The following is a 20,074-nucleotide window of genomic DNA, read 5'->3' as shown; positions in this document are numbered from 1 at the left end:
CGGAAGCCCCGGGGTCTGCCGCCAGTTGTGGGGGTTCCCACGTGGGAACCCTTACCCCGGGTGAGAGCAGTCCATGCACATCTGTGGGCGCGCACACATAGCTCCAGCGGCTTGCCCAAATCTCTGTGTTTTCCATCCGGAGAGTCGCGGTCGGTTCCCATGTGGGAACCATCATTTTCGGTTCCCCCGTTGTGGTGAGCCAATATCTTTGTCAACCACCGCCCGGCACAGACGCTCAAGCGGGTCGAAGTGGGTTCCCGGTAGGGTCCAAGGGGGGGGGAAGTGCGGAAGAGGAAGTCGCCGGATGCTTGGCTATCGCCGCCGCGATTCCCGCGACGCGGGTAGAGAGTTTGTCCACACCCCTGTCATGAAAATACAGACAGATAGGCTGCTATTGGTCACGAAGTCTGTCGAGATAGTCGGCCCATGCCTGCATCATCTCACGGCGGTTCCCGAGCCATTCGGTTCGGTTGTACGCACGGCCATGGACATCGCGGACGCGGTGCCCTAGCTGCATTTCGACGACCTCAACGGGGTAGCCGAGACGCTCGACCAGTATCGTGCGTGCCATCGCCCGGAAGCCATGCCCTGTCATATCGTCTCCGTAGCCCATGCGCTTGAGGGCAGCATTCATCGTGTTGTTGCTCATAGGCCGGCCCCTACCACGGACACTGGGGAAGACGTAGATTCCTCGGCCGGTTAGGGGATTTAGTTCGCCTAGAATATCTCGTGCTTGGCTCGACAGCGGGACCACCAGTGGGACGCGCCCCTTGGCAGTAGTCACCCACTCGGCCCGGTCCAGATCGAAGTCCGCCCACCGTGCCTTGCGCAATTCGCCCGGCCGGACGATCAGTAGGGGGGCGAGCTTCAACGCTGCGCGGGTTGCCGGCTGTCCACCGTAGTCTTCTATAGCGCGTAGCAGGGGCGCGACGTCCTCGGGTTTGACTAAAGCGGCGTGGTGGGTGGGGCGCGATGGCGGCAGGGCGTCGCGTAGATCGGGGGTGGGATCACGGTCAGCGCGGCCGGTGGCGATGCCGTAGCGCATTACCTGGCCGATCAGTGCCTTGACCCGATGGGCCGTCTCCAGCTTCCCTTGGCGGACGATACGGCGAAGGGTCTCCAGTACTTCCGGTGCATTGATCTCGCGGACCGGGGTTCGGGATAGGGTGGGGAACACGTACTGCTCTAGGCGGCGCAGGTTACGTTCGGCATGCGCTGGAACGACTTCCAGCGAGTGCTTCGTTTGGTACCATTCGCGCGCCAAGGCCTCGAAGGTGTTTGCCATCGCCTCCACCTGGGCCGCGCGCGCCGCCTTGCGGCTTGCACTGGGGTCTACGCCATCGGCGAGCAGTGCGCGTGCCTCGTCTCGCTTCTGCCGGGCGCGTTTCAAGCTGACCTCCGGGTAGGTGCCGAGGGAGAGCATCCGCTCCTTACCGGCAAAGCGGTACCGGAGGCGCCACCACTTTGCCCCCTGCGGCGTCACCAGCAGCGTCAGTCCCTTCTCGTCGGTCAGCCTGTACGTCCGGTCACCCGGTATGGCGTTTCGGATCTGGGTGGCAGTCAGCGGCATCATCCCTCCTGCTAGCAGGTCCGCGCTGGCAATGTGGGTAACCGCTTTGCGGGTAGCAGGGGGTACCCATGCTGTTACCCACGCCTTCGCACGGCTTCTTCTGGAACGCGATAGAAGAGAATGTAACAAAAAACCCCGCGATACGCGGGGTTGTGAGGCGACCAAGGAAGGTTTTGAATGCCGTCGGAAGGGAATTTGGTGGAGGCGGCGGGAATCGAACCCGCGTCCGCAGGACCTCCGCCCCAGGGTCTACATGCTTAGATCCGTCTATTTTGTTTAGCCGGCTGTCGCCCGACGGACAGGGCGATCAGCTAGCGAGCCCGTTAGGTTTCGCGCCTCGGATCCGGGCCGTCCGAGGGGCTATCCCGTGTAATATGCCGGTCGGTACATCGGCCACGGGAGACCGGATGCCGACCGCTCACGGCTATTTAGGCCGCGAGGGCGTAGTTGTCGTCGTTGGCAACTATCTTTGCTGCCACATGTTTAACGAGGTTGAGTGACGTCCTCGGCATGCACCTGGGGTTTCGCGACCCGCGTCGAAGCCATGTCGCCCCCTGGATACTGTTTCTTATGACAGTCTATGGGATGCGGGAGTTCCCCGCCAGCACGATCTTTGCGTTCCCCGACTGTCAGACCTTGTGCTTGAGCAACCGCGCGCGGTCACGTTGCCAGTCGCGATCCTTCTTGTCCGCGCGCTTGTCGTGCTGTTTCTTGCCCTTGGCGAGGCCAACGGTCAATTTGGCGACGCCGCGCTTCCAATGCAAGTCCAGCGGCACCACCGTGTAGCCTTTCTGTTCGGTGGCGCCGATCAGCCGGTCGATCTCCCGGCGGTGGAGCAGAAGCTTTCGCGTACGGATGGGGTCCGGGTTCACGTGGGTGGACGCGGTCTGCAGCGGGGGGAAGTTGGCCCCGATCAGCCACGCCTCCCCGTTCTTCAGCACCACGTAGCCCTCGGTAAGGTTGGCCCGCCCATCGCGGAGGCTCTTCACCTCCCAGCCCTCCAAGGCAATCCCGGCCTCGAAAGTCTCCTCGATGAAGAACTCGTGCCGCGCCTTGCGGTTGACCGCAATGACGTTATCGGCGCCCGTAGCCTTTTTCTTGCCTGCTTTCTTGCTCACGGCGTGCATTCTACGGTTTCGCCGGCGGCTGCGCCAACGCTTGCCGGCCCCGCGGGGAGCGCTGACAATGGCGCGGTCGCCGAGCCGAGAGAGGATACAGGCACGCATGGATGGTCACGGCCCGGCCCGCCCGACGGTGCTCGGCCTGAGCCTGCTGTTGGCCGGGGCCACGGTGGGCCTGGGCAATATCTGGCGCTTCCCGTGGCTGGTGGGGGAGCACGGCGGGAGCGTGTTTCTCGGCCTGTATGTGCTGTCTCTGGTGGGTCTCGGCTTGCCTCTCCTGCTTGCGGAGCTGGCCATAGGGCGTTTCGCTGGCGGCGAGCCGGTACGTGGTCTCGCCCGGGTGGCGGTGCGTGAGGGCCATTCGCCTGCCTGGGGTGGCCTTGGTCTCGCCGCCGTGGTGGCCGGGGTATTGCTGGTGCCCGTCTACGGCATCGTCGGCGGATGGTCGTTGGCCTATATCTTCCGCGCCGCTGGTGGCGCCTTCGATGCCCTGGACAGCCTGGCTGCCGCACGGTTGTTTCGTTCCCTGGTCGAGGACAGCGAGGCGCTGCTCGCCTGGTACACCCTGTTCCTCGGCTCGGGCATTCTCGTAGTCGCCCGCGGTGTGCGGCATGGCCTGGAGGTGGCCGCGCGCTGGTTCGTCCCCCTGCTCGCGGTACTGTTGATCGTGCTGGTGGTAGCGCAGTGGAATGGACCAGGATTTCCCGCGGCCACTGCTTTCCTTTTCATCCCGGACTGGGGGGCGGTGACCTGGGAGGCGTTCCTTGTCGCGCTCGGCCATGCGTTTTTCTCGCTTAGCCTCGGCACCGGCGTGATGCTGGCCTTCGGCGCCCATGTCGGTCGTGGAATAGCCGGTGCAGCCGTGGCCACAGTGGCACTGGACACGCTGTTCGCGTTGCTCGCCGGCCTGGCAGTACTGCCGGCGGTCTTCGAGGGGGGAATCCCGGGCAGCGGCGGCGCCGGTGTGGCCTTTCAGAGCATCCCCCAGGTATTCGGGGCGATGGAGGGCGGTCGCTATCTCGGGGTGCTGTTTTTCGCCGCGCTGACCCTGGCCGCCTGGACCTCGCTGTGCGCGCTGATGGAGCCCGCCGTGGCCTGGCTCTCGGCCTCGCCGCGGCGCGATCGGCCCGCCGCGGCGGCAGCGGTCGGTGTGGTCACCTGGCTGCTGGGGCTGGTGCCGTTACTGTCGTTCGGACTGTTACGACACTGGCGCATCCCACTGGTGGAGGGTGGCCTATTCGAGGCCCTCAATGTGTTGGTGACCACCTGGCTGCTGCCGGCGGTGGGGCTGGGTGTCTCCGTGTTCGCGGGCTGGGTGATCTCTTCGGATACCGTGCGGCTGTCATTGATGCGCGGGCGCGCGGCGAGGCTATGGCGTTTTTTGATAAGGTTTGTCGCGCCGCTTGCGCTGCTCGCCATTGGCGTGCGCAGCGGTTTCCGGTGGCTGATGTAGATGGGGAGGGTTATGCCCACCGTTTCGCGCTCGGCGATGGTGCCGTACTCCGCACAGGCGATGTTCGAGTTGGTAGACGATGTGAACGCCTACCAGGAGTTCCTGCCATGGGTGAGGGAAAGCCGGGAGCTGTACCGGGATGAGGATACGGTCAAGGCCACCCTCATCTTCGCCAAGGGCGGCTTCGAAAAATCCTTCACCACCCGCAATCGCCTGCAGCACGGCAAGATGATCGAGCTCGGCCTGGTGGAGGGGCCTTTCCGCCACCTGCATGGCTACTGGCAGTTCCATCCGCTCGATGAGCAGGCCAGCCGGGTCTCGCTGGACCTGGAATTCGAGTTCGCTTCCCGGCTGCTCGCCATGGCCTTCGGCCGGGTATTCACCCAGGTGGCGAACACCCTGGTGGAGTCCTTCGTGCAGCGTGCCCGGGACGTCTATGGCTGAGGGATCGAACGGCGACGATCGCATTCGGGTGGAAGTCGCCTACGCCCGTCCCGATCGGCAGGCGCTGCTGGCGTTGAGGGTTCCCCGAGGCACCACCGCCATCGAGGCCGTCCAGGCCTCCGGAGTGTTGGAGCGCTTCCCCGAGATCGATCTCGACCGCCAGGGCATCGGGGTCTTTTCCCAGCCGGTGTCGCCGCAGCGGGTGCTTGCCGACGGCGACCGGGTGGAGATCTACCGACCGCTGAAGGTCGACCCTAAGGAGATGCGTCGACAGCGCGCCCGCACCGGTTAGCTCATCCCTCTTGGTAAAGCGGGTGGCTGGGGTCGACGAAGTCGCCTTCCGCCGCCTCCAGGCCGCCGTCACCGAAGTGCAGCGTCAGCCGCCGCTCGCCCGCCTCGAAGAAGTCGTCACCGCGGGGCACGTAGTAGTAGACATAGTCCCAGCGCCTTTCCTCGAAGGGATCGTCGATGCTCGGGCTGCCGAGTAGGAAGCGCACCTGCTCGCGACTCATCCCCGGGCGCAGCTGTGCCACGGCGGATTCCTCGATGAGTGTCCCCTGCTGCAGGTCGGGCTGGTAGATGAAGGGCAGGTTGTTGACGCTGCAGCCGCCCAGCAGCAGGGCACTGATGTATACTAGGGGCAGAGAACGCACTGATTACTGTTCCTGTTTTCACTGCAGTAGCGTGGCCGCATCATAACGTAGCGGCGCGGACATTGACACGAGCGCTTCGGGAGGGGTTTTGGAGTCCAAAGACCTGCGAAAGGCCGGCCTCAAGGTGACCCTGCCACGGATGAAGATCCTCGAGATCCTTGAGAACAACCGCGATGCCCATCTCTCCGCCGAGGATGTGTACCGGCACCTGATGAATGCCGGCGCGGATATCGGCTTGGCCACGGTCTACCGCGTGCTTACCCAGTTCGAGGCCGCCGGCATCGTCGAGCGCCATAACTTCGAGGGTAATCAGGCGGTCTTCGAGCTCTATGAGGGCAGCCACCACGACCATATGGTGTGCGTGGAGTGCGGCAGAATCCAGGAGTTCGTCGACGAGGTCATCGAGGAGCGCCAGCAGCGTGTCGCCGCCGAGCATGACTTCGAGCTGACCGACCACTCGCTGATATTGTACGGGCGCTGCGCGCGCTGCCGTAACGCGGAATAGGGGTCGGCGCGCGCTACCCTGCGGGGGCGCCTTCGGCGCGCTCGAGCATCTCCCGGGCATGGTTGAGGGTGTTGTCGGTGATCTCCACGCCGCCGAGCATGCGTGCGATCTCCTCGGTGCGCTCCTGGGGGGTCAGCGCGCTGATCTCGGTGTGGGTACGATGCTCGCCGGCACGCTTGTGCACGCGGATCTGATGGTGCGCCTGAGCCGCCACCTGGGGCAGGTGGGTGATGCACAGGACCTGGGTGTGGGCGCCGAGCTCGCGGAGCTTACGGCCCACTACCTCGGCCACCGCGCCGCCAAGGCCGGTGTCGGCCTCGTCGAAGATCAGGGTGGGCATGCGGCTGATATCGGCGGTGGCCACCGCCAGCGCCAGCCCGATACGCGAGAGTTCCCCCCCGGACGCCACCCGCTGCAACGGCCCGAAGGGCTGGTCCGGGTTGGTGCGTACCTGAAAGCCGATGTCGTCTAGGCCGTGGGCGGTCGGGCGCCCGTCCGGGTCGTGGCCGACTTCGATACGCAGCTCGGCGTTGGCCATACCGAGCTCCGCGATCAGCTCGTTGACTCGCCCGGCCAGGGCCTGCGCGCTGGCCGCCCGCTCCCGCGAGAGCTGCGCCGCGGCGTTGGCGTAGGCCTCCCGGGCATCGTGGATCTCGCCGTCGAGCTCGGCGAGCCGCGCCTCGGCATTCTCCAGGGTCTCCAGCTCGCCGCGCAGGGCCTCCAGCCGCTCCGGCAGTTCCTCGGGGCGCACGCGATGCTTGCGGGCGAGGTCATTCAAGGTGGCGATGCGCTCTTCCACCCATTCCAGACGCTCGGGGTCGATGTCCAGGCCTTCCAGGTGGTGACGGAGCTCCTGTGCCCCCTCCTCGATCTGCGCCAGGGCGTTGTGGAGGAGCTCCCGGGCGCCGGCGAGGCTGTCGTCGTCGGCATCGCTGATGCCGTCGAGCAGTCTGAGGATGCCGCTTAGGCGGCCCTGAACCGCGTCCTCATCCTCATAGAGGCCCGCCAGAGCGGCCTGGCAGGTCTCGATGCGCGTGCCGGCGGTGGCGAGACGACGCTGCTCGGCATCCAGCGCGAGGATCTCCTCGGCACCCATCTCCACCGCGGCGAGCTCTTGGACCTGGAAGCGAAGCAGATCCAGTCGGTCCTGATAGGCGTGGTCGCCGCCCTCGAGCCGGCGCTTTTCCGCCTGTAGCTGCTGCCATCGCGTAAAGGCGGTGCGTACCGCTTCCAGGGTCTGACCATACCCACCGAACTCGTCGAGCATCTGGCGCTGGATCTCCCGGCGCATCAGCGACTGGTGGGCGTGCTGCCCGTGGATGTCCACCAGATGTCGGCCCAGGGCGTCGAGCTGTTGCAGTGCCACCGGCCGTCCGTTGAGCCAGGCCTGGGAGCGGCCGTTGCGGTGGAGCACGCGTCGGAGCACGCATTCATCATCCGCCTCCATATCCTGCTCGGCCAGCCATTGCCGGGCCGCGGGGTTATCGGCGATGTCGAACTGCGCGTTGATCTCGGCTCGTTCGGCGCCCTCGGGGATCAGGCCGGCCTCGGCGCGGTCACCCAGGCACAGCCCCAGGGCGTCCAGCAGGATGGACTTGCCGGCCCCGGTCTCGCCGGTGAGCGCGGTCATGCGGGCGTCGAAGTCGATGTCCACGCGGTCGACGATGGCGAAGTCACGGATGTGGATATGCCGCAGCATGGGCCTCCCGTGTAGTTGCCGGCGCGTGTCGCCGCCCCGGCCCACAGGGTACATCAAACCGGCTGGCCGTCACCCCAGCGCAGCTTCGCCCGGAGGAGATCGTAGTACTGATAGCCCGGCGGGTGGACCAGGTGGATCGGGGCGGTGTGACGGCGGATGCGCACCCGCGCCCCGGCAACGGGCTCGAGGTTCTTCTGGCTGTCGCAGCTCACCCGGATCTGCGCCATCTGCTGGGGTGGGATCCGGATCTCGATCTCCGAGCCGGCGTTGATGACCAGCGGACGGTTCGACAGCGTATGCGGGCAGATGGGCACCAGTGCCATCGCGGCCACATCCGGGTGGATGATCGGGCCGCCCCCGGACATGGCGTAGGCGGTGGAGCCCGTGGGGGTGCACACGATGAGCCCGTCCGAGCGGTAGTGGTTGCATAGTTGCCCGTCGATCCAGGTCTCGAACTCGATCATCCGCGCGGTGTGCCACTTGTGCAGGACCACGTCGTTGAGCGCGATGCCGTGGTCGAGCACCTGTCCGCGTGTGTCGCGGAGTTCCGCGGCCAGCAGCATCCGGTCATCGGCGGTGTAGTCGCCGTCCAGGACCTTGTCGATGGCGTCAAAGTCGTCCGGGGAGACATCCACCAGAAAACCCAGCCGGCCGCGGTTGACCCCGAGTATGGGGACCTCGGCGCCGGCGACGTTGCGGGCGGCGCCGAGCAGGGTGCCGTCACCGCCGACGGCGATGAGCAGCTCGATGCGTTCGGCGAGGCGTTCCGGGAGGAGGCGGTCACAGCCGTGCCCTACCGCCTCCGGTACCGTCTGCGCGTCGAGCAGGACGGCCCGGCCGGTGGCGTGGAGGTGAGGGATGAGGCGGCCGATGGTCTCGGTGACGCCGGGCTCGTCGGGCTTGCCCGCGATCCCGATTGTCTGGAATTGCTGCATGGCCGATCCGCTGCGTCGGGTTGCGCGACGGTAGCATTTTCGCGCAATCCCGCCAATCCAGCCCGCCGCCGCGGTTTCGTTGACAGCCGTCGCGGGGGTTGATAGCTTCCATTAGCACTCGCTTGCATCGAGTGCCAGACACCCCTCGGGTCCTGGCCACGTTCCTTATGCGGTATCCCATGGCAGGTTTCAGCGGAGAAACCAGGCTGAACGCTCGTGCGCAGCGCCTGCTCAAGGCGCTGGTGGAGTTGTATATCCGCAGTGGGCAGCCGGTGGGCTCGCGGACGCTGGCCCGGGAGGCCGGACTGGACGTTAGTCCGGCGACCATCCGCAACGTAATGGCGGACCTTGAGGACGCGGGCTTTATCTGCTCGCCGCACACCTCTGCCGGGCGCGTACCCACCGATCTCGGCTACCGCTTCTTCGTCGATTCGCTGCTCACGGTCCAGCCGCTGACCGAAATGGACATCGACCGCCTGCGCGTGCAACTCGAGCGGGACGGCGCCGCCACCGAACTGGTGGACAAGGCCTCGAGCCTGCTTTCCGGGCTCACCCGGCTCGCTGGCGTGGTGACGCTGCCCCGGCGCAACTACGGCACCCTGCGCCACGTGGAGTTCCTCCCGCTGTCCGAGGGTCGCGTGCTCGCCATCCTGGTGCTCAACGAGCATGACGTGCAGAACCGGGTCATCCAGACCGAGCGGGAATACTCGGCGGCGGAGCTGCAGCAGCTCAGCAACTTCCTCAGCAGCGAGTTCGCGGGCCGCGAGGTGGGCTCGGTGCGCGAGTTGCTGCTCGCCCAGATGAACGCCGATCGCGAGCAGATGGACTCACTGATGCGTTCGGTCATCGACGTGGCCCAGCGGCTGTTCGCCGACGACACCGATGACGATGAGGACTACGTCATCGCCGGCGAGACCAATCTGATGACCTTCTCCGAGCTCTCCGACGTGGACAAGCTCAAGGAACTCTTCGATGCCTTCGAGCGCAAGCGCGACCTCCTCCACCTGCTCGACCGTTGCCTCTCCGCCGACGGCGTACAGATCTTCATCGGCGAAGAGTCCGGCTACGAGATCTTCGACGGGGTGAGTCTGGTGACCTCCAGCTACCGTGCCGAGGGCGAGGTTCTGGGGGTGCTCGGGGTGATCGGCCCGACGCGCATGGACTACGACCGGGTAATCCCGATCGTCGATGTGACCGCGCGACTGTTGGGCCACGCCTTGAATCCCAATCACTAAACCCCAGCTTAGGCTGCGGAGGGCACCGCCGCGGGCGGGGCCAGATGAGTTTTTGCATCGGACAAGGCGACAGCAGTCGTTCGGCAACGGAGCCAGATATGACCGACGAGCAACGCAAGGATTCGGACACCCCCTCCACCCAAGAGGAAGAGCAGCTCCACGATGAGGAAGTCACCGAAACCGGCGAGGGTGACGATCCGGAAGAGCTGCGGGCCCGGCTCCGCGAGGCGGAGGCCAAGGCCGAGGAGCACTGGAACCAGCTCCTGCGCATGCGCGCTGAAATGGAGAATATCCGCCGGCGCGCCGAGCGGGAGGTGGAGCAGGCCCATCGCTATGGCGTCGAGAAGATGGCGGGTGAGCTGCTCGCCGTGCGCGACAGCCTGGAGATGGGCATCAACGCCGCCGAGGAGCAGGGCGCGGACGTGGATAAGCTCAAGGAGGGCTCCGAGCTCACCCTGCGGATGCTGGTGCAACTGATGGAGAAGTTCGACATCAGCGAGCTCAATCCGGTGGGCGAGAAATTCGACCCCGAGCGCCATGAAGCCATGGCGGCTCAGGAGTCCGGTGAACATCCGCCGAACACCGTGCTGCAGGTGGTCCAGAAGGGCTACTTGCTTGGTGACCGCCTGTTGCGTCCGGCGATGGTAATCGTCTCGCGGGCCGCGGGAGGTAACGGTGATCAGGGGTCCCAGGTCGACCGGGAGGCTTGAATCCTGCGGTCACGGCCTTACATCGGGGCGTAAGGTTGACGAACTGAATGCTCCCGGCGGACGGGGGTGATGAGGAATTCGAAGGGAGTGATTTGATTATGGGTAAGATTATCGGTATCGATCTCGGCACCACGAACTCGTGCGTCGCCGTGATGGAGGGCGGCAAGACGCGGGTGCTGGAGAACGCCGAGGGCGAGCGCACCACGCCCTCCACGGTGGCGTTCACCGAGGACGGCGAGGTCTTGGTGGGAGCGGCGGCCAAGCGCCAGGCCGTGACCAACCCGGAGAACACCGTGTATGCCGCCAAGCGCCTGATCGGGCGGAAGTTCGAAGAGGAAGTCGTCCAGCGCGACGTCCGCGAGATGCCGTACAAGATCGTCAAGGCGGACAACGGCGACGCCTGGGTGGAGGTCCGCGACAAGAAGATGGCGCCGCCGGAGATCTCGGCGCGGGTGCTGCAGAAGATGAAGAAGTCCGCCGAGGACTACCTGGGCGAGGAGGTCACCGAGGCGGTGATCACCGTACCGGCGTACTTCAACGACTCGCAGCGCCAGGCCACCAAGGACGCTGGCAAGATCGCCGGGCTGGACGTCAAGCGCATCATCAACGAGCCGACGGCGGCGGCGCTGGCCTACGGTATGGACAAGAAGGGCGGTGATCGCAAGATCGCGGTCTACGACCTCGGTGGCGGAACCTTCGACATCTCCATCATCGAGATCGCCGAGGTTGAGGGCGAGCACCAGTTCGAGGTGCTTTCCACCAACGGGGATACCTTCCTCGGTGGTGAGGACTTCGACCGCGCGGTCATCGATTACCTGATCGCCGAGTTCAAGAAGGACCAGGGCATGGACCTCTCCGGGGACCGGCTGGCCATGCAGCGGCTCAAGGAGGCCGCGGAGAAGGCCAAGATCGAGCTCTCCGCGAGTCAGCAGACGGAGATCAACCTGCCCTATATCACCGCGGATCAGAGCGGGCCGAAGCACCTCAACTTGAAGCTCACTCGGGCCAAGCTCGAGTCGCTCGTGGAGGACATCGTCAAGCGCACGCTCGAGCCTTGCAAGGTGGCACTCAAGGACGCGGGCCTGTCGGCCTCCGAGGTGGACGACATCATCCTGGTGGGCGGCCAGACCCGCATGCCGAAGGTCCAGGAGGCGGTGCAGGGCTTCTTTGGTAAGGACGTGCGCAAGGACGTCAACCCCGACGAGGCCGTGGCCATCGGTGCGGCGATCCAGGGCGGCGTGCTCGGCGGCGACGTCAAGGATGTCCTGCTGCTCGACGTCACCCCGCTGTCGCTGGGCATCGAGACCCTCGGTGGCGTGATGACCAAGCTCATCGAGAAGAACACCACCATTCCGACCAAGGCGAATCAGGTGTTCTCCACCGCCGAGGACAATCAGAGCGCGGTGACCGTGCACGTGCTCCAGGGTGAGCGCGAGATGGCCAAGGACAACAAGTCCCTCGGCAAGTTCGATCTGCAGGACATCCCGCCGGCGCCGCGGGGCGTGCCGCAGATCGAGGTCACCTTCGACATCGACGCCAACGGCATCCTCCACGTCACCGCCAAGGACAAGGGCACCGGCAAGGAGCAGTCGATCCAGATCCGTGCCTCGAGCGGGCTTAACGAGGACGAGATCGAGCGTATGGTCAAGGATGCCGAGGCCCACGCCGAGGAGGACCGCAAGGCCCGCGAGCTCATCGAGACCCGCAACCAGGCGGACAACCTCATCCACGCGGCACGGAAGTCCATCTCCGATCTCGGCGACAAGGTCACCGAGGAGGAGAAGAACGAGGTGGAGTCGGCCATCGCCGAGCTCGAGGAGACCATGAAGGGCAGCGACAAGGAGGCCATCGAGGCCAAGACCCAGGCGCTGTCCGAGAAGTCGGCCAAGCTCGCCGAGCGCCTCTATCAGGGCCAGGGCGAACAGGGTGGCGGCGCCGCGGGCGGAGAGGCCGCTGGCGGCGGCGAGGGCCAGTCCTCCAGCCAGGAGGACGTGGTCGACGCCGAGTTCGAAGAGGTCAAGGACGACGAGCAGCGCAAGTAAGCCGCCGCTAGGGGGTCGTCCGCTGGGGTGGCCCCCCGGTCCTTCGGGCGCAGGGTGCGGCGGCATCCTGCGCCTTTTCGTTCGCGCGCCGGGTATGCGGCCGCCATCGTCGTTATACTCGCGCGCATCACGGCAATCAGGCAGGACACGGGCCGAGAGCAATTATGTCGAAACGCGACTACTACGAAATCCTCGGCGTCTCCCGCAACGCTTCTGACGGCGATATCAAGAAGGCCTATCGCCGCATGGCGATGAAGTACCACCCGGACCGCAACCCCGACGATCCGGACGCGGAGACGCGTTTCAAGGAGGTCCAGGAGGCCTACGACGTCCTGGGCGACTCCCAGAAGCGGGCCGCCTACGACCAGTTCGGCCACGCCGGTGTGGATCCCAATGCCGGCATGGGCGGCGGCTTCGGCGGCGGCGGGGCGAGCTTCTCCGATATCTTCTCCGACGTCTTCGGCGATATCTTCGGGGGCGGGGGCGGCGCGCGGGCCTACCGTGGGGCGGACCTGCGTTATACCCTGGAGATCTCCCTGGAAGACGCGGTCTCCGGCACCGAGACCGAGATCGAGGTGCCGACGATGGCCGAGTGTGGCGTCTGCCACGGTAGCGGCTCGGCCCCGGGGAGCTCACCGGAGACCTGCCCCACCTGCCGCGGCCACGGTGACGTGCGCGTTCAGCAGGGGTTCTTCTCCATCCAACAGACCTGCCCGCGTTGCCGCGGTGCGGGCAAGATCGTCACCGATCCGTGCCGGAACTGCGGCGGCAAGGGGCGCGTCCAGGAGACGAAGACGCTTTCCGTGCGCATTCCGCCCGGCGTCGACACCGGCGACCGGATACGGCTCAACGGCGAGGGCGAGCCGGGGGAGAGCGGTGGGCCGCCTGGTGATCTCTACGTGCAGATCTCGGTGAAGCCCCACCCGATCTTCCAGCGCGACGGTGCCGACCTGCGCTGCGACATCCCGGTGACCTTCCCCACCGCGGCCCTGGGGGGCGAGCTCGAGGTGCCCACGCTCGACGGGCGGGTCAACCTCCGCGTACCAGGCGGGACGCAGTCGGGCAAGGTCTTCCGCATCCGTGGCAAGGGGGTGCGGCCGGTGCGAGGCGGTCCGCCGGGGGATCTGCTGGTGCGGGTCAATGTGGAGACCCCGGTGAATCTCACCGCCCGCCAGCGCGAGCTGCTCGAGGAGCTCTCCGAGACCCTCGAGCACGGCGGCGAGAAGCACAATCCCCGGGGGAGCTCCTGGCTGGATTCGGTGAAGTCGTTCTTCGAGAACATGCGCTTGTAGCGCGAGGGGAGGCGGGAGATGACACGAATCGCGATCGCCGGCGCCGCCGGCCGCATGGGGCGCAACCTGATACGGGCCACCCTGGACCATGCGGATCTGACCCTCGTGGCGGCGGTGGACCGGCCTGGGAGCAGCCTGCTTGGCAGCGACGCCGGCGAGCTCATCGGCGCCGGTGCCCAGGGCGTGGTGCTCAGCGACGATCTCGCAGGCCACGCCGGCGGCTTCGACGTGCTCATCGATTTCACCCTGCCCGAGGCCACGGAGGCGAATCTCGCCGTGTGCCGCAGCGCCGGCGCCGGCGTGGTGCTCGGCACCACCGGTCACGATGAGGCCCAGCGCCAGGGCATCGGGGAGGCGGCCGGGGAGATACCGGTGGTGTTCGCCGCCAACTACAGTGTCGGGGTCACCCTGTGCCTGCGGTTGATGGAAATGGCCGCTCGCGCCCTTGGTGACGATTTCGACACCGAGATCATCGAGGCCCATCACCGGCACAAGGTGGACGCCCCTTCCGGTACGGCGTTGCGGATGGGGGAGGTGCTCGCCGATGCCCTCGGGCGGGAGCTCGGCGAATGCGCCGTCTACGGGCGCCAGGGACGCACCGGCGAGCGCGACCCGAAGACCATCGGCTTCGAGACCATCCGCGGCGGCGACATCGTCGGCGAGCACACCGCGTTGTTCGCCGGGGTGGGCGAGCGCATCGAGATCACCCACCGTGCCTCGAGCCGCATGACCTTCGCCAACGGCGCCGCCCGCGCCGCTGCCTGGGTGCACGCTCGCCCCGCGGGCCTGTATGACATGGAGGACGTCCTCGGCCTCGCTGAGGGTTGAATCAGTGACTTATTTGTGCCTGATAAGCACAAAATATAGTCCTGATTTTCGCAGATTCTGGCCCCACGTACTCATAAACAGTTGTTAGATTTGTAGTATCCGGCTTTCAGAGTGCGGATCATGAAACGAGGCCAGGATGATGCGAGACGAACCGAACAAACCCGCGCCAGCGAGCGGCTATTACTTTACTGAGTCGAAGGGCCGTCAGGACCGAGCAGTCGGTTATGACCTGATGGCTACCCATGGATGGGAGTTCCTCATCGACAATCACGTGCGCGAGCAGGATTCCGGTGCGGAGGTGGTGCACACCGCCGTACTCGGAGAGAACTGACGGCGACTTTCCAGTCGTCTCCCGTGTGACCCCGGCAGGATTAGCCCCCCGCCGGGGTTTTTTTGTGCCCGGCCTCGAAAAGGAGCCCATGCTGCGCCTATGCTTGGGCGAGCAGGAACGGAGGCGGGGATGAGCGCAAGCGAATCGGTCTACGCGGCCGCCTGGGAACAGATCGACGCCGGTGCCGCGGCGTCGCTGGCCACCGTGGAGGCCCTTGCCGGGATCAACTCCGGCAGCCTCAACGCCGGCGGGGTGCGGGCGGTTGCCGAGCGCGCCCTGGAGGCCTTTGCGGGTCTCGGGGCGGAGCCGCAATGGCGGGAGCTGGTCCCCTGGTGCCGCATCGATGACGATGGCGAGCGCCGCGAGCGGACACTCGGGCCGTTGCTGCACTTGCACCGGCGGGTCCCCGGACGGCCGTCGGTGCTGCTGCTCGCCCATACCGACACCGTCTTCCCCCCCGAACATCCCTTCCAGGCAGTGTGGCGAGAAGGTGAGCGCCTCCGCGGCCCCGGTGTGGCCGATCTCAAGGGGGGGCTGGTGGTCATGCGGGACGCCCTGCGCGCCCTGGAGTCGGGGCCCATGGCCGGCGCCCTGGGATGGGAGGTGATCCTCAATCCGGACGAGGAGATCGGTTCGCCGTGCTCGGCGCCGGCGCTCGCGGAGGCGGCGAGCCGCCACGATATCGGCCTGGTCTTCGAGCCGGCCATGCCCGACGGGACCCTGGCCGGGGCGCGCCGCGGCAGCGGCAACTGGACGGTGGTGTTCGAGGGACGAGGCGCCCACGCCGGCCGCGCCCATCACGAGGGCCGCAATGCCGTGGCCGCGGCGGCGCGCCTTATCGCCGCCCTCGATGGGCTCAACGGCGAGCGCGACGGCGTCACCGTCAATCCCGCCTTCGTCCATGGCGGCGGTCCCACCAACATGGTGCCGGAGCGTGCGATGCTCCGTTTCAACGTCCGGGTCGCGGAGGCAGCGGACGCGGAGTGGGTCGAGGGGCGTATTGCCGCGCTGGTGGGGGAGGCCCATGCGCCGCCGGACTACCGCGTGCATCTGGAGGGGGGCTTCAGCCGCCCGCCGAAGCCGATGACGGCGGCGCAGGAGCGCCTGTTCACCGCCCTGCGGCGCTGCGGCGATCGGATGGGCGAGGAGATCGACTGGCGGCCCACCGGTGGCTGCTGCGACGGCAACAACCTGGCCGCCGCGGGGTTGCCCAACATCGACACCCTCGGGGTCGTCGGCGGCGGTATTCACACCAGCGATGAGTACCTGGAGATCCCGTCGCTGACGCGCCGGGCACAGCTCGTAGCGACGCTGCTCATCGCCATCGCAGCGGGCGAGGTGGAGCTGCCGAAGGGGAAGGGGCAGTGATGCACGTCATCCGTCCGGTTCGGGAGACCGACCTCGACGCCCTGGAGGAGTTGGTCAGCGGCACGGGGGTGGGGATGACCTCGCTGCCGCGGGAGCGTGGCTCGCTGGCGCGACGGATCCACACCTCCCTCGCCACCTTCGAGGGGGGACCGCAGCAGCTGCGCGACGGCGAGCGCGGCGTGCTGTTTGTCCTGGAGGACCGGGACAACGCGGCCGTGGTGGGGACGACCGGCGTACAGACCGGCGTCGGTCTTGGCGAGCCCTTCTACAACTACCGGGTCAGCACCATTGTGCATGCCTCCCGGGAGCTCGGCGTCCACCGGATCATCCCCACCCTGTACATCAACAATGACTACACGGGCTGCACCGAGATCGGCTCGCTGTTTCTGCATGCCGACCATCGCGGTGGCGGCCTCGGCCGGCTGGCCTCGAAGGCGCGTTTCCTCCTGCTTGCCGGTCATGCCGAGCACTTCCCCGGGAAGGTCATCGCCGAGATGCGGGGTGTCAGTGACGAGCGTGGCCGTTCCCCGTTCTGGGACGGCGTCGGCCGGCACTTCTTCTCCATGCCGTTCCGTCGCGCGGACTATCTCAGCGGCACCCGGGGGAAGAGCTTCATTGCCGAGCTCATGCCGCGTAACCCCATCTATGTGCCGCTGCTCCCAAGATCCGCTCAGGAGGTCATCGGCGAGGTGCATCCCCAGACCCGTGCCGCGCTGCGGCTGCTCCGGGCGGAGGGCTTCCACTACGAGGGCTACGTGGACATCTTCGACGGCGGACCGGCGGTGGAGGCGCGTATCGAGGCGATCGACGCCGTGCGCCGCAGCCGACTGCTGACGGCGGTGGCCGGGACCCCGGCGGCGGACGCGCCGCGATGCATCGTCGCGAACACCGGCTGGTCGGGGTTTCGCTGCGTGCTCACCCCGGTGACCCCGGACGGCGGCCGGGCGGTGCTGTCAGCGGCGGCCATCGATGCCCTGGAGCTGGACGCCGGCGCCCGGGTCCGGGCGGTGCCGGCATCGGTGGACGAGCGTGGCCCGGATTGGTTCCCGGGGGAGGTGAGCGAATGAGCGCGGAATCCCTTTTCGTAGACGGTGAGTGGTGTGCAGGGCGAGGTGAAGCCCTGGAGGCCCATGACCCTGCATCCGGCGGGCGCCTCTGGGTGGGGGAGGGGGCGTCGCCAGAACAGGTGGACGCGGCGGTGGCCGCGGCCCGCCGGGGCTTCCCGGATTGGGCGCGGCGTCCCATAGAGGAACGGGCCGCCTGCCTGGAGCGTTTCGCAGCGGAGCTCCGCGCCCGCGAGGACACGCTTACCGCCGCCATCGCGGCGGACAGCGGCAAGCCCCGCTGGGAGGCGGCGGGCGAGCTGGAGGCGATGATCGCCAAGGTGGCCATCTCGCGGGAGGCCCGCGATGAGCGGGCCGGCTCCCGGGTGCTTGCCGAGGCGCCGGTGCGCGCAGAGCTCCGGCACCGGCCCCACGGCGTGGTCGCGGTGTTCGGGCCGTTCAACTTCCCGGGCCACCTGCCGAACGGTCATATCGTCCCCGCCCTGCTGGCCGGCAACACGGTGGTGTTCAAGCCCAGCGAGCTCACCCCGCTGGTGGCCGAGGAGACCGTGCGTGTCTGGGAGGCCGCCGACCTGCCCCCGGGGGTGCTCAACCTGGTGCAGGGCGGGGCGGATACGGGCCGGGCATTGGCCGCGGCACCCGGTATCGATGGGTTATTCTTCACCGGCAGCGTAGGGGTGGGTACCACGCTGCACCGCCAGTTCGCTGGCCAGCCGGAGAAGATCCTCGCCCTGGAGATGGGTGGCAATAACCCGCTGGTGGTGCTTGAAGGCGCGGAGGAGCGCGCCGCAGCCGCGCTGGTCATCCAGTCCGCCTTTGCCACCGCAGGCCAGCGCTGCAGTTGTGCGCGGCGCCTGTATCTGCCGCGTGGTGCCGCGGGCGACCGCCTCCTTGAGGCGCTGGTTACCGCCGTTCGTGGTCTGCGCGTCGGTGACCGCCACGATGAGCCGGAGCCGTTCATGGGTCCGGTGATCAGCGCCGCCGCGGCCGCGGAGCTGCTCGCCGGTCAGGAGGGGCTCGTTGCCGCCGGCGCCCGGGTGATCGAACCCCTGCACCACCTCCGCGACGGTACCGGCCGGATGCGTCCGGGGCTGGTGGATGTAGAGGGGGTGGAGGCGCCGGATACCGAGTGGTTCGGTCCGCTGCTGCAGCTCGACCGGCACGACGGGCTGGGCGATGCCATCGATCGGGCCAATGCCACGCGGTTCGGCCTTTCCGCCGGACTGATCGGCGGGGAGGGCGCGGATTTCGAGCGCTTCCGCACGGAGGTGCGGGCGGGCGTGGTCAACTGGAACCGGCCACTCACCGGGGCGAGCTCCCGGGCACCCTTCGGCGGCATCGGCCTGAGCGGGAACCACCGTCCCAGCGCCTATTATGCCGCGGACTATTGCGCCCACCCTGTGGCCTCCCTCATCGCGGAGGCGCCGGTGCTGCCGGAGCAGTTGCCGCCGGGGCTGGTCCTGTGAGCGAGCGCGAGCTCAATCTCGACGGCCTGGTGGGTCCCACCCACAACTATGCCGGCCTGGCCCGCGGAAATCTCGCGTCGGCACGCAATGCGGGCCTGGTGGCGAACCCGCGGGAGGCGGCCCTGCAGGGCCTGGAGAAGATGTGGATGCTCGCCGAGCTCGGCGTCCCCCAGGCGGTGATGCCGCCCCAGGAGCGGCCCTGGCTGCCGCTGCTGGAGGCGGTGGGGTTTCGGGGCGACGAGGCGGCCGTGCTCCATCGCGCCGCACGCAAGGCACCGCGGCTTCTCGCGGCGGCCTGGTCGGCCTCGGCCATGTGGACGGCCAATGCCGCGACCGTTTCGGCCTCGGCCGACAGCGGCGACGGCCGGGTGCACTTCATGCCGGCCAATCTGGTGAGCCAACTCCATCGCAGCATCGAACCACCGTCGACGGCGACGTTGCTCCGCGCCCTTTTCCCGGAAGGGGACCACTTCACCCATCACCCGCCGCTGCCGGCCACCCCCGGCCTCGGTGACGAGGGCGCAGCCAATCATACCCGCCTGCAGCAGGCGTCCGGCACGCCGGGGGTGTCGGTGTTCGTCTACGGCAGCGACGGTGGCGAGGGGCCCCGACGTTTCCCCGCCCGCCAGCGCCTGGCCGCCAGCGAGGCGGTGGCACGTCTCCACGGGCTGGAGGAAGGGGGGACGGTGTATGCCCGCCAGGATCCCACGGCGGTGGATGCGGGCGTATTCCACAACGACGTCATCGCCGTGGGGCATGGCCGGCTGCTGTTCGCCCACGAGCGCGCCTTCGCCGATCGTGATAGGCTACTGGCCGCGCTGCGGCCGCGCCTGCCTGACCTGGAGTACCTGGAGGTGCCCCAGGCAGTGGTCCCATTGGAGGACGCGGTGGCCTCCTATCTCTTCAACAGCCAGGTCGTGACGTCGCCGGACGGGGCGACGGTGCTGATCCTGCCGGAAGAATGTCGCCAGGTGGGCAGCGTCGCGGCCTATCTGGAGGGGCTGCAGGGGCAGGGCCGGCCCTTCGACCGGCTCGTGTTCCGGGATCTGCGCGAGAGCATGCGCAACGGGGGCGGGCCGGCCTGTCTGCGGCTGCGTGTGCCGCTCACGGGGGCGGAGCGCTCGGCGATGGCCCCCGGCGTGATTCTCGACGAGGTGCTCTATCGCGACCTGCGGGAGTGGGTCCGGCGCTGGTATCGGGACCGTCTCGCCCCTGGTGATCTGGCCGATCCCGCGCTCGCTGAGGCCTCCCGTGGGGCGCTGGACGAGTTGACCCGGCGGCTCGGCATCGGCAGCGTCTACCGCTTCCAGCACGCCGGCGCTTGAGCCGTTGTACAACCCGGATCGCATTCAGAGGAA

18 protein-coding genes and 1 other RNA gene are annotated in these 20,074 nt (G+C 67.4%); 13 read left to right on the top strand and 6 right to left on the bottom strand.

The window, feature by feature from the left end:
- Positions 1–391: 391 nt before the first annotated feature.
- From ACQ754_RS03715 to smpB, 3 genes are all read right to left on the bottom strand, one after another.
- Positions 392–1,573: a tyrosine-type recombinase/integrase gene (locus ACQ754_RS03715; protein WP_440995639.1), complete on the bottom strand. Its 1,182-nt coding sequence runs from the start codon at positions 1,571–1,573 to the stop codon at positions 392–394.
- Positions 1,574–1,766: 193 nt separating this feature from the next.
- Positions 1,767–2,125, bottom strand: a transfer-messenger RNA (tmRNA) gene (gene ssrA / locus ACQ754_RS03710).
- Between the two features lie 74 nt (positions 2,126–2,199).
- Positions 2,200–2,697: an SsrA-binding protein SmpB gene (gene smpB / locus ACQ754_RS03705; protein ID WP_440995638.1), complete on the bottom strand. Its 498-nt coding sequence runs from the start codon at positions 2,695–2,697 to the stop codon at positions 2,200–2,202.
- A 97-nt stretch (positions 2,698–2,794) separates the two neighbouring features.
- On the opposite strand from smpB, the gene ACQ754_RS03700 reads away from it, so the two are divergent.
- Genes ACQ754_RS03700 through ACQ754_RS03690 form a run of 3 tightly spaced genes read left to right on the top strand, consistent with a single transcriptional unit; the run spans position 2,795 to position 4,880 of the window.
- Complete coding sequence (locus ACQ754_RS03700) at positions 2,795–4,144, top strand: sodium-dependent transporter (protein ID WP_440995637.1); 1,350 nt, start codon at positions 2,795–2,797, stop codon at positions 4,142–4,144.
- Between the two features lie 12 nt (positions 4,145–4,156).
- The gene (locus ACQ754_RS03695) at positions 4,157–4,588 is read left to right on the top strand and encodes a type II toxin-antitoxin system RatA family toxin (protein ID WP_440995636.1); all 432 of its coding nucleotides are present in this window, start codon (positions 4,157–4,159) and stop codon (positions 4,586–4,588) included.
- Positions 4,581–4,880 (top strand): RnfH family protein, encoded by a 300-nt coding sequence (locus ACQ754_RS03690; RefSeq protein ID WP_440995635.1) that lies wholly within the window; start codon positions 4,581–4,583, stop codon positions 4,878–4,880. The genes ACQ754_RS03695 and ACQ754_RS03690 overlap by 8 nt, the downstream gene beginning before the upstream one ends.
- Before the next feature lies 1 nt (position 4,881).
- Here the strand turns inward: ACQ754_RS03690 and ACQ754_RS03685 are convergent, their stop codons facing one another.
- Positions 4,882–5,241: an outer membrane protein assembly factor BamE gene (locus ACQ754_RS03685; protein ID WP_440995634.1), complete on the bottom strand. Its 360-nt coding sequence runs from the start codon at positions 5,239–5,241 to the stop codon at positions 4,882–4,884.
- 88 nt (positions 5,242–5,329) lie between these two features.
- Here ACQ754_RS03685 and fur point away from each other — a divergent pair, with 88 nt between their 5' ends.
- A complete protein-coding gene (fur, locus tag ACQ754_RS03680; RefSeq protein ID WP_440995633.1) occupies positions 5,330–5,746 on the top strand; it encodes a ferric iron uptake transcriptional regulator in 417 nt (138 codons plus the stop codon).
- Between the two features lie 13 nt (positions 5,747–5,759).
- Here the strand turns inward: fur and recN are convergent, their stop codons facing one another.
- Positions 5,760–7,445, bottom strand: a complete 1,686-nt coding sequence (gene recN, locus ACQ754_RS03675) for a DNA repair protein RecN (protein WP_440995632.1) — start codon at positions 7,443–7,445, stop codon at positions 5,760–5,762.
- Positions 7,446–7,498: 53 nt separating this feature from the next.
- Positions 7,499–8,380 (bottom strand): NAD(+) kinase, encoded by an 882-nt coding sequence (locus tag ACQ754_RS03670; RefSeq protein WP_440995631.1) that lies wholly within the window; start codon positions 8,378–8,380, stop codon positions 7,499–7,501.
- A gap of 179 nt (positions 8,381–8,559) precedes the next feature.
- Here ACQ754_RS03670 and hrcA point away from each other — a divergent pair, with 179 nt between their 5' ends.
- The 9 genes from hrcA (at position 8,560) to astB (ending at position 20,041) form a co-directional block, all read left to right on the top strand.
- A complete protein-coding gene (gene hrcA / locus ACQ754_RS03665) occupies positions 8,560–9,615 on the top strand; it encodes a heat-inducible transcriptional repressor HrcA (protein WP_440995630.1) in 1,056 nt (351 codons plus the stop codon).
- Between the two features lie 98 nt (positions 9,616–9,713).
- A complete protein-coding gene (gene grpE / locus ACQ754_RS03660) occupies positions 9,714–10,325 on the top strand; it encodes a nucleotide exchange factor GrpE (protein WP_440995629.1) in 612 nt (203 codons plus the stop codon).
- A gap of 98 nt (positions 10,326–10,423) precedes the next feature.
- The gene (gene dnaK, locus ACQ754_RS03655) at positions 10,424–12,367 is read left to right on the top strand and encodes a molecular chaperone DnaK (protein WP_440995628.1); all 1,944 of its coding nucleotides are present in this window, start codon (positions 10,424–10,426) and stop codon (positions 12,365–12,367) included.
- A 164-nt stretch (positions 12,368–12,531) separates the two neighbouring features.
- A complete protein-coding gene (gene dnaJ, locus ACQ754_RS03650; RefSeq protein ID WP_440995627.1) occupies positions 12,532–13,659 on the top strand; it encodes a molecular chaperone DnaJ in 1,128 nt (375 codons plus the stop codon).
- An 18-nt stretch (positions 13,660–13,677) separates the two neighbouring features.
- Complete coding sequence (gene dapB / locus ACQ754_RS03645) at positions 13,678–14,487, top strand: 4-hydroxy-tetrahydrodipicolinate reductase (protein WP_440995626.1); 810 nt, start codon at positions 13,678–13,680, stop codon at positions 14,485–14,487.
- Positions 14,488–14,947: 460 nt separating this feature from the next.
- Positions 14,948–16,186, top strand: a complete 1,239-nt coding sequence (locus tag ACQ754_RS03640; protein ID WP_440995625.1) for a hydrolase — start codon at positions 14,948–14,950, stop codon at positions 16,184–16,186.
- Positions 16,186–17,253 (top strand): arginine N-succinyltransferase, encoded by a 1,068-nt coding sequence (gene astA / locus ACQ754_RS03635; RefSeq protein WP_440995624.1) that lies wholly within the window; start codon positions 16,186–16,188, stop codon positions 17,251–17,253. The genes ACQ754_RS03640 and astA overlap by 1 nt, the downstream gene beginning before the upstream one ends.
- Positions 17,250–18,716, top strand: a complete 1,467-nt coding sequence (gene astD, locus ACQ754_RS03630; protein WP_440995623.1) for a succinylglutamate-semialdehyde dehydrogenase — start codon at positions 17,250–17,252, stop codon at positions 18,714–18,716. The genes astA and astD overlap by 4 nt, the downstream gene beginning before the upstream one ends.
- Positions 18,713–20,041, top strand: coding sequence for an N-succinylarginine dihydrolase (astB, locus tag ACQ754_RS03625; protein ID WP_440995622.1), 1,329 nt, complete (start codon positions 18,713–18,715; stop codon positions 20,039–20,041). The genes astD and astB overlap by 4 nt, the downstream gene beginning before the upstream one ends.
- The last annotated feature ends 33 nt before the right edge of the window (positions 20,042–20,074 follow it).

The organism is Arhodomonas sp. SL1 (genome assembly GCF_052060015.1).
Taxonomy (GTDB): Bacteria; Pseudomonadota; Gammaproteobacteria; order Nitrococcales; family Nitrococcaceae; genus Arhodomonas.
Note: the sequence above shows the minus strand (reverse complement) of the source record. Positions and strands in the feature narration are given on the sequence as shown.